Below are 9308 nucleotides of genomic sequence, written 5' to 3'. Positions count from 1 at the left end.
AGCGTCGACGGCGACAGCGAACCGGCCCGGGTGCGTGCGACCCGTGCCCATGCCTGGGCCCATGCCCGGCCCGGTGCCGCCATTCGCGCGGCCCGAACGGTGATGGCCGTGCAGACCGTGTGCCGCCTGGCGCACGCGTGTGTGCTCGCTCTTCGCTTCGCCCTTCACCGAGCCTTGGCCGCTCCGGTCAGTCCGCGCCTGCTGCGCCTCCGCCTGCCACGATTCTCCCGCTGGCGGTGCGGCTGACCGAGCGTCGGTGCCGTGAGCGGATTGCGAATCGGCTGACTTCGGCGCTGGCCGACCGGTGTCGAGCACCGCGAGGTCGAGCTGCTCGCCACGCAGCAGTGCCGTGGCAGCCGCGGCCGCGTTTGGCCCCAACGGTGCGCACGGCTCAGCAAAAATCAGAACCCTGCCACGTGCGGCGACAGCTAGCTGGTGGTAGCGGTGCGCATGCGGCGACCAGCCACGAGGCAGCGGTGCAGCGGCGAGGATCCGCACGCGGGGATCGTCGCCGAACTCTCGCCGCAGAGCGGTCCTCGTTTCCTGCGGGCAGCCGTCATCGAGCACGACGATGTCCAGATGGTCGACCCCGCGCTGACGCAGCGCGGCGCGTATCGCGGCGACCGCGGGAGCGGGCTCGTGCCGCATCGCTATCAGCACTGAGACCGGCTCGGCGGCCTCGGGTGGCCGAGCCGTGGTGCAGTGCAGGTGAAGCGCGGCGGGGTTGATGTGGACTCCCCGGCGACGCTGCGAGCCACGCCACACCGTGCCGACAGCAGTCGATGCGGCACTGGATGCGGCGTTGACCAGGCCAGACGTGACCGCTACCGAGGCCGCCAACCCGATCCCGAGACCTAAGGCCGACAGCGCCCACGGCGTAGTGGTGGATGGCGTTTTCGCCGAAGTGGAAATGTCGAGCCCTGAGATCCTGCGCTCTATCGCCGTCAGGGCCGCCCCCGAAACGGCCCGGGATAGCGACCCGCGGGTTCGCTTGGCGGTGAAGCCCAGCGAGCCCAGGTCCGGCAGTCCATCGAACGATGCGATGCGGGTCACGTAAGGAGCATTACCCTGCGGCGTGTCCGACGCTGGTTGAATCACTCCATCTGGCTGATAAACAGACAGTTAAACCCTATCGAGTGAGCGAATCTGACGCTCGGACAGGCGTAGGCGGGGAGCTGAGACGACTCGGCAAGCGGGCCGCGCCGCGTGGCGCATCCAGGCGCAGTCGGACGCTTGCATTCAGACGCATCCAGACAGATCGCGCGGACGCGGAGCGGAAAGCAGGTGGCGCTTCCTTGGCCGAGCGTTCGAGTGGACGTGGGCCGAGTCGATTGGATGCGCTGCGCTGGCCGTGCCAATCGGGGCAGCGCTTAGGGCGTGCGTTCGACTGCCAACCAGGGCTGGCAAATGCCAATCGCGCGGCGGTGGGTGGGCGAGCCGTCGCGCTCAGCACTCGCGGACGACCGTTCTGACGGTGGGTCGGAGCGGCTGTGACGCTAGGTGATGGGTGTCGGGCGGGGTCCGAGCGCGCACCCCCACGACGCGCGCGCGGACCCCGCCGCACCCCCTCGGGCGCGCCGACACCACTCTCCCCTGCGGTGTCGGGCGGCGCCGACGTCCCCTCCCTGTGCACCCCACCCGGGTTAACCGGCGACGCGGAGACCCTCGCAGCTCGCCGATCCACCCAGTAGGACCACCTTGGTGCCCGAATGGTTGTGGACACGTTTGGTCACGGTTCGGTAACTATCGGACTCGAGACCGCATAGTTTTTTGGTTTCGGATCCGTTTTTCCATGTTGGCGCAGGCTGAGCGCTAAGGGAAGAGCACGATCTGTAGTCGTTTCCGGTTCGATGGCGCGACACGCCCGGGTCGACGGGGGTCCTCGGAGCGGTCCTAGCGCGCTTCGGCGCGTGGAACTGCGGTGACGTGTGGGTCTGCCGCGCCGTGTCACTGATTCGAGCGAATATTCGAGATTCGGCTGGATGGCGGGACCCGAGCGGGGTAGTGTTGGACTCGTTCGAACAAAGATTCGAACAAGCGTCGCCGCCGTCCGCAGGGGGCGTCACCGCGCTCCCGCCCGAGTCGCACCGGGCTGGTCCACTGCTGTGAGCGCAGGGAGGCACCGGGGAAGCCTGCGGCCGGCGGCGACGTGTGGCCCCTCCGGGGCCTTGGGGGATGCCGGGGGTCCGCGGTTGCGCGGGTCCGCGACGTGCCCCTTTGCGGTCCGCCGCACCCGGGACGGGTCTACAACCACCGTGTCCGCGCACTCATACGGCAGGGGAGCCATGACGATCGCGATGTCAGAACAAGTCGACGCGGAACCCTGCGACGTCCTTCGCGGCGGTGATGGACCGGTGTACTTCCTGCTCGGCGGCCGGCTCTACGTGGTGCACGAGATCCTCGGCCGCTGGATCGAGCCCGACGTGGAGCCGCGGCGCCGAGGGCGTCATGCGGCGGCGCGGGACCAGGCGGAGGGCGAGCAGCCGCAGGGGTTGGGGCGAGGCCCGGCGCGGGAGCAAGGACGGGAGCAAGGAACTGCTGGCCGTGGGCTGCGGGACGCTGCTCCGATGCCGCCGAGGCAACGTGAGTCGGTCGAGTCCGGGCAGGCGGGACGGGACCAGGACGCGCCCGAGCCGGAAGAGCCTGCGCAGGTCGAACACTGGCTGGTGATTGCGTCGATCGGCCGGTTCGGAACGCCAGCCGTGTTCAGGCTGCAGCGTCGCCCGGCGCCGCCGGCGAACGGGCCGGACCGGTGGACGGTGCGCGCAGAGCGGCGGTGATGGGGTGGAGCGGGTCGCGAGCGGGGAGTGCGACAGGTGCTTGGGAGGGGGCACGCGAGGGCGAGTGGCGAGGGGCGGGGACAGTGGAGGCAGTTGGTGACAGGCAAATGGTTGCGGGGCGTGTGAGGGGTTGTGGCGGGCTTGAGGGCGGCGCGGGTCAGTGGCGCAAGCGCAAGCCTTGGGGGGATAGGGCGAATCCGGCGGCGGATAGCGCGGCGGCGACCGGCGTCGGCGTGGCGCTGGAGCCGGCTGCGAGCACCGGGACGCCATCCGTGGTGACCACCGTGAGCGCGCCGACGCGGCCATCGCGTACGGCTGCGGCGACCGCGTTGGCGGCGCTGGCCAACGTTTCCGGTACGTCGGTCCACGAGAGCACCGTGCGGCCGCCGCGTTCGACGTAGAGCACCAGCTCGCCGTCTACCAGCACAACCAGGGCCCCAGCCTTTCGGCCTGGCTTGTGGCCTGGGGCGGCCGGTGCCGCGATCACGGGCGATTCGGGCGACGCGGGCGATGACGAGGCTGGGTGTGCGGTGGCGTCTGTGGACCGTGCGTGGCCTATCGGGCGGTCCGGCCACGGGACTGCCGCGCCGTAGGGGTTCGCGGGATCGGCGGCCGCGAGCAGCAGCGTGGTGGGCGTGCGATTCGAGGTCGGCTGATCCGAGTCGCCGGACAGAGCGCGCAGACGGTCCACCGCACCATCTGCGGCGAACTGCGCCGCTCCCAAGCCCTCGACGAAGTAGCCGCGGCGGCACCTGCCGGCCTCTTCGAACGTCGACAGGACGCGGTAGACCGCGCTGAAACCGCCGGGCAGCCGCTCCGAGGCCACGGAGCCGCGAGTGACGATGCCGTATCGATCCAGCAGCACCTCGCCAAGCACCTGGGCCGAGGCCGCCCGTGCGCGCGGATCCGCGGACGGTATCGCGGTGCGCAGTCGCGACCAGCGGCCGACCGCCGTGGCCGCGACGGCGCTGGGCAGCACCGGGGCCGCGGCCGGGACGGTCGCGGCGAAGCGCAACGCTCCGTAGCGGCCGCGCGGAGTCGGGCGCTTCGCGCGGTGTGCGGTGCGGCCCGAGCCGAGCAGCGCGCGGACCGGCGCGTAGGTGTCGTTGGTGACGCGGCCTGCCCAGACGAGGTCCCAGAGCGCGGCGAGGACGTCAGCGGGATCGGTGGGCGGATTCGGGGAGGCTGGCGCGCTGGTGCGGTCTGCGGAGTCCGGGCCTTGCCCCTGGGCGCGAGTCGAGCGCTGGACCTCGGCCTGGGTGACGTGTTCGACCAGTGAGCGGAAGAACAAGCCGGCGTCGCGCTCCAGAGCGGAGAGCAGCGCCCATTGCGCTGGTGAGGCGTCGTCGAGCGGTGTCGGCTCGGGCAGTACGAACGGCGCGATCGCGGCGGGCGCGAGCGCGATCCAGCCGTCGTCCACGGCGAGGGCGCCGGCTCCGGCCCAGACCACTTCGCCGCCCGAGGTGAGCTCGTCCAGCATCGCGGGCTGATAGTCCGACACCCGGGAGGGCAGGATCAGCCGTTCCAGGGCCGACGCAGGCACCGGGACTCCGGCGAGCTGTTCGACGGCGCGCAGCACGCCGTCGACGCCGCGCATGCGCCGGTCCGGCCGCTCGCCCGGCTGGCCGACGGACTGCCACAGCGGCAGCATCCGGGCCAGCGCGGTCGGGCCGACCGGCTCGGCCTGCTGCCGCAACGCCGCCACAGTTCGTCTGCGCAGACGTCGCAGCACCCTGGCATCGCACCACTCGTCGCCGCTGCCGTCCGGGCGGAATGCGCCACGGATGACGCGCCGGTCTGCGGCAAGTCGTTCGAGGACGGTGACGCACACCGCGACGCCGAGGCCGAAGTGCTCGGCGGGCTGCCGGGCTGAGAACGGGACATGGGTGCGCGCGTAACGCGCCATCAGATCGCCGAGCGGGTCGACGACCGGCTCAGTGAACGCCTCGGGGACGCCCACCGGCAGCGGCACGCCGAGCGCATCGCGCAGTCGGCCGGCATCCTCGATCGCGGCCCAGCGCTCCTCGCCGGCGATCCGCACCCGGATGACGCGGCGCGAGCGTTCCAGGGCGATGAGCCAGTCGGCCTCGACGCCGCGTCGGGCAGCTTCGGCGGTGGACAGCGGTCCGAGGAGGCGCAGCAGGTCGGAGGCGTCCTCGGCGTCGCGAGCCGGCCGGTCGGTGGCCAGGTGTTGCAGCTCGGCTTCGAGCGCGGAAAGCACCTCCACGTCGAACAGGTCGCGCAGCTCCGGCTGGCCGAGCAGTTCGGCCAGCAGCGAGGGATCGACGCTCAGCGCGGCGGCCTGGCGCTCGGCCAACGGCGAATCGCCCTCGTAGAGGAACTGCGCGACGTAACCGAACAGCAAAGACTTCGCGAACGGCGACGGCGACGGGGTCTCGACCTGCACGACCCTCACCCGCCGCGCCTCGATGTCACCAAGCAGCTCGACAAGGCCGGGCACGTCGAACACGTCCTGAAGGCACTCGCGCACCGTCTCGAGCACGATCGGGAACGAGGCGTACTTCGAGGCGACCGCGAGCAGATGCGAGGCGCGCTGCCGCTGCTGCCACAACGGCACGCGCTGGCCCGGTCGGCGGCGCGGTAGCAGGAGGGCGCGGCCGGCGCACTCGCGGAACCGCGCGGCGAACAGCGCCGAGCCGCCGACCTGGTCAGTCACCGCCTGTTCGATTTCGTCGGCGGGGAACCGTGCGCAGGAGTCGAACACGTTTTCGATATTCGCATGGCTGTCGGCGGCCGGGTCCGCGTCTCCGTCGAGCTCGGCCCACGGTTGCTCCCAGTCGGTCTCCGGCAGCCGCAGCACTATCCCGTCGTCGCCGTGCATGACCTGGGCGTCGAACCCGAACTCCTCGCGCAGCCTCGCCCCGATGGCCAGCGCCCACGGCGCGTGCACTTGGGCCCCGAACGGCGAGTGGATGACCACGCGCCAGTCGCCCAGCTCGTCGTGGAAACGTTCGACCACGATCGTCCGGTCGTCGGGCACGTGCCGGGTGGCTTCGCGCTGCTCGGACAGGTAGGCGAGCAGGTTGCCCGCCGCCCACTCGTCCAGCCCCGCCGCCCGCAGCCGCTCGGTCGCGTCCTGCGGTTCGAGCGCGGTCAACTCGCGGGTGAACGCACCGAGCGCGCGCCCAAGCTCCAGCGGCCGGCCGAGCGCGTCGCCCTTCCAGAACGGCAGCCGGCCGGGCTGCCCCGGCGCCGGGGAGACCAGCACCTTCTCGTGCGTGATGTCCTCGATCCGCCACGAGGAGGTGCCGAGGGTGAACACATCGCCCACCCGCGACTCGTACACCATCTCCTCGTCCAGCTCGCCGACCCGCCGTCCGCCGCGCTTCTCGTCCCCGCCGACCAGGAACACCCCGAACAGCCCTCGGTCCGGGATCGTGCCGCCGGAGATGACCGCGAGCCGCTGCGCGCCCGGCCGACCGGAGATCGTGCCCGCCTCCCGGTCCCACACGATGCGCGGCTTGAGCTCGGCGAACTCGTCGCTCGGATAGCGCCCGGCCAGCATGTCGAGCACGGCTTCGAACACCGACTCGGTCAGCGTGGCGAACGGGGCGGCCCGGCGAAGCAGGTCCAGCAGTTCGCCGGTGTCCCAGCTGTCTACCGCGCACATCGCCACAAGCTGCTGGGCCAGCACGTCGAGCGGGTTGCGTACCGGCGCGATCGCCTCGATCTTCCCGCTGCGCATGCGCTCGGCCACCACCGCTGCCTGAAGCAGATCGCCGCGGAACTTGGGGAAGATGACGCCGCGGGACACGGCGCCGACCTGGTGCCCGGCCCGGCCGACCCGTTGCAGCCCCGAGGCCACCGAAGGCGGCGATTCGACCTGCACGACCAGGTCCACCGCGCCCATGTCGATGCCGAGTTCGAGGCTGGAGGTGGCCACGACTGCGGGCAGCCGCCCGGCCTTCAGAGCCTCTTCCACCTCGGCCCGCTGTTCCTTGGAGACCGAACCGTGGTGCGCCCTGGCCAGCAGCGGCGGCGCTCCCGAAGCGGAGCCCGCCTGACCCATCAGCTCGGCCGGCAGCCGGGTGGGCGCGGTGGCGGTTGGAGCGAGACGGAGATCGGCGTCGGCGTCACCGTCGGAGTCGAAGCCGGGTGCCAGGTCGGCGGCGGACCCGCCCGCGGGCACCAGCACGGGATCGGGCGCGAACAGGTCGAGGCCGATCCTGGCGGCGTGGATCTCGTTGAGCCGGTTGCACAGCCGCTCGGCCAGCCGCCGGGAGTTGGCGAAGACCAGGGTGGAGGTGTGCTCCTCGACCAGGTCGGCCACCCGGTTCTCCACATGCGGCCAGATCGAGGCCTTGCGCCGACCGGCCTCGTCGGCCGGGACCGACTCCGGATCGGTGTCCACGGTTTCGAGCGCGGTCAGGTCCTCGACCGGGACGACTACGCGCAGGTCGAAGCTCTTCGCGGTCGGCGGGGCGACGATCGTGGCCGGCCGGGTGCCGCTGAGGAACCGGGCCACCTCCTCGGCCGGCCGCACCGTCGCGGAAAGGCCGATCCGCTGCGCGGGCTTCGGCAGCAGGTGGTCGAGCCGCTCCAGGCTCAGCGCCAGGTGCGCGCCGCGCTTGGTGCCGGCGACCGCGTGCACCTCGTCCACGATCACCGTCTCGACCGAGCTCAGCGCCTCGCGCGCCTGCGAGGTCAGCAGCAGGAACAGCGATTCGGGCGTGGTGATCAGGATGTCCGCGGGACTGCTTTGGAACTTGCGCCGCTGTTCTGAGGGGGTGTCACCGGAGCGCACCGCTATCCGCACGTCGGGCTCGGGCAGTCCGGCGCGCACCGCGGACTGCCGCAGCCCCGCCAGCGGCGCGCGCAGGTTGCGCTCCACGTCCACGCCGAGGGCCTTGAGCGGTGAGATGTACAGCACGCGGCACCGCTGGCGGTCGCTTTGCGGAGGCGGCCCGAAGGCGAGCCGGTCGAGCGCGGCGAGGAACGCGGCCAGGGTCTTGCCCGAGCCGGTCGGCGCGATGACCAGCACGTTGTGACCGCCGCGAATCGCCTCCCACGCGCCGGTCTGCGCGGCGGTGGGCTCGGCGAACGCGCCGTTGAACCATTGCCGCGTCGGCTCCGCGAACCCGTCTATAAGACCCATACGGACATCTTCCCTGCCCCCACTGACAGATTGCCGCCGGATAGGCTTCCGGGGTGCGGTTGACCTTGTTTTGGGAGCGGATGACGGAGCAGTTCGGGCCCGGCTATGTGGACTCGTTCGCCCGCGATCATGTGATGAGCGAGCTGGGCGGGCGCACCGTGCTGCAAGCGCTTGATCAGGGTGTTTCGGCGAAAGAGGTCTGGGCGGCGGTGCGCCGGTCGCTCGATTTGCGGGACTGACGGCGGACTGACTGCGGGCTGACTGCGGGCTGAGGTGTGCGGGGCGGCTATCGGCTACGCCGCTGCTGCTGTCGAGCTCGGGCGCAGCCCGGTGGCCAGGACGCGGCTGAGGTAGGCGAAGCTGGCGTCGGTCTCGGTGGGTGCCCGATAGCCGAGGCCAAGCTCGAGGCTGACGAAACCGGTCACCGCCGCGCGCACGCAGCGCACGGCGTGCACGAGGTCCTCGCCAGCGAGCCCGAAGCCGCGCACGACCGCGTAGGCGACATTGACGAGCCGTTCCGAGGCGGCCGTGAAGGCTGGATCGTCGTAATAAGCGCGCTCGATCAAGGCGTGCCGATGCGGAAACTCGCTGGCCAGCCGCCGATATTCGGTCAGATAGGCCTGCAGCGCCTCCTCTCCTGCCCGTCCCATGACGACGGCGCCCATCTGCTCCGCCGTCTCGTTGAGGATGCGGATGGCGAGAAGCCGGCGCAGTTCGGGTAGCCCGCGCACGTGTTTATAGAGGGACGGCGCGGCCACGCCGGTGGCGTCGGCGATCGCTTTCAGGGTCAAGCCCTCGGATCCGCGAGCGTCGAGGATTTCGAGTGCGGCGTCGACGACGGCGTCGGGGGAGAGCCCCGCTCGCGGCATCCGTGCACCTCCCAGGCGCTGCGGCCGGTTGACTGGTCTACTAGCTGAAAAGCTAAGTTGGTTAGCCGGGGCGCGTCAAGGACGGGTGCTAGCGGGCGGCAAAAGGCGCTCGCCCCGGCGCGGAGGCGGCCGGGGCGAACGAGAGGAAGGGCGGGTTCAGATCAGAGCGCCCTTTCCCTGGAGCGGAGGTCTAGCTGGAAGATCTAGGTATCAGTGCGAGCGGCTCGGGAAGCGCTTGCGCAGCAGCACGCCGCCGCCGATCAGGCCGGCACCGAGCGGCGCCATCGCGAGCGCGCCGGAACCGGTGTGCGCCAGAACTCCGGTCGCCTTACCCGATGATCCGTTCCCGTTGGTGCCGCCGTTCGGGCCGCCGTGCGAGCTGGTGCTGGTCGGAGAGACGGTGGACGACGGGGTACCGCCGGGCGCCGAGCTGGTCGGCGTCGACGTGGTCGTACCGGACGGCGGGCACGGCGTGGTGGGAGGAGGCGGCGGGGGCGGCGGGCAGCCACAACCGGTCGGGGTCGGAGTCGGCTGAGTCGGAGT

4 protein-coding genes and 2 pseudogenes are annotated in these 9308 nt (G+C 71.4%); 2 read left to right on the top strand and 4 right to left on the bottom strand.

What is annotated here, in order from left to right:
• Positions 1–1053 (bottom strand): annotated as a pseudogene (locus VFB40_RS10780) (hypothetical protein); the annotation flags it as partial.
• A gap of 1301 nt (positions 1054–2354) precedes the next feature.
• On the opposite strand from VFB40_RS10780, the gene VFB40_RS10775 reads away from it, so the two are divergent.
• Positions 2355–2780 carry a hypothetical protein gene (locus tag VFB40_RS10775; protein ID WP_324849496.1) on the top strand — a complete coding sequence of 142 codons (426 nt, stop codon included), beginning with the start codon at positions 2355–2357 and terminating at the stop codon, positions 2778–2780.
• Between the two features lie 157 nt (positions 2781–2937).
• On the opposite strand, the gene VFB40_RS10770 is transcribed toward VFB40_RS10775, so the two are convergent.
• Positions 2938–7896 carry a DEAD/DEAH box helicase gene (locus VFB40_RS10770; RefSeq protein WP_324849494.1) on the bottom strand — a complete coding sequence of 1653 codons (4959 nt, stop codon included), beginning with the start codon at positions 7894–7896 and terminating at the stop codon, positions 2938–2940.
• A gap of 53 nt (positions 7897–7949) precedes the next feature.
• Between VFB40_RS10770 and VFB40_RS10765 the strand changes: the two genes are divergently transcribed.
• A complete protein-coding gene (locus VFB40_RS10765) occupies positions 7950–8135 on the top strand; it encodes a DUF3046 domain-containing protein (protein WP_324849492.1) in 186 nt (61 codons plus the stop codon).
• Between the two features lie 54 nt (positions 8136–8189).
• Here VFB40_RS10765 and VFB40_RS10760 read toward each other — a convergent pair whose 3' ends face one another.
• Complete coding sequence (locus tag VFB40_RS10760) at positions 8190–8765, bottom strand: TetR/AcrR family transcriptional regulator (RefSeq protein ID WP_324849490.1); 576 nt, start codon at positions 8763–8765, stop codon at positions 8190–8192.
• 210 nt (positions 8766–8975) lie between these two features.
• Positions 8976–9308, bottom strand: a pseudogene (locus VFB40_RS10755) (hypothetical protein); the annotation flags it as partial.

It is taken from the genome of Actinocrinis sp. (genome assembly GCF_035650855.1).
GTDB lineage: Bacteria > Actinomycetota > Actinomycetes > Streptomycetales > Catenulisporaceae > Actinocrinis.
Note: the sequence above shows the minus strand (reverse complement) of the source record. Positions and strands in the feature narration are given on the sequence as shown.

What these genes read in the sequence shown, in the direction of transcription:
- VFB40_RS10760 (WP_324849490.1), bottom strand. Translation starts at nt 8,765, where the DNA reads ATGCCGCGAGCGGGGCTCTCCCCCGACGCCGTCGTCGACGCCGCACTC.
- VFB40_RS10770 (WP_324849494.1), bottom strand. Translation starts at nt 7,896, where the DNA reads ATGGGTCTTATAGACGGGTTCGCGGAGCCGACGCGGCAATGGTTCAAC.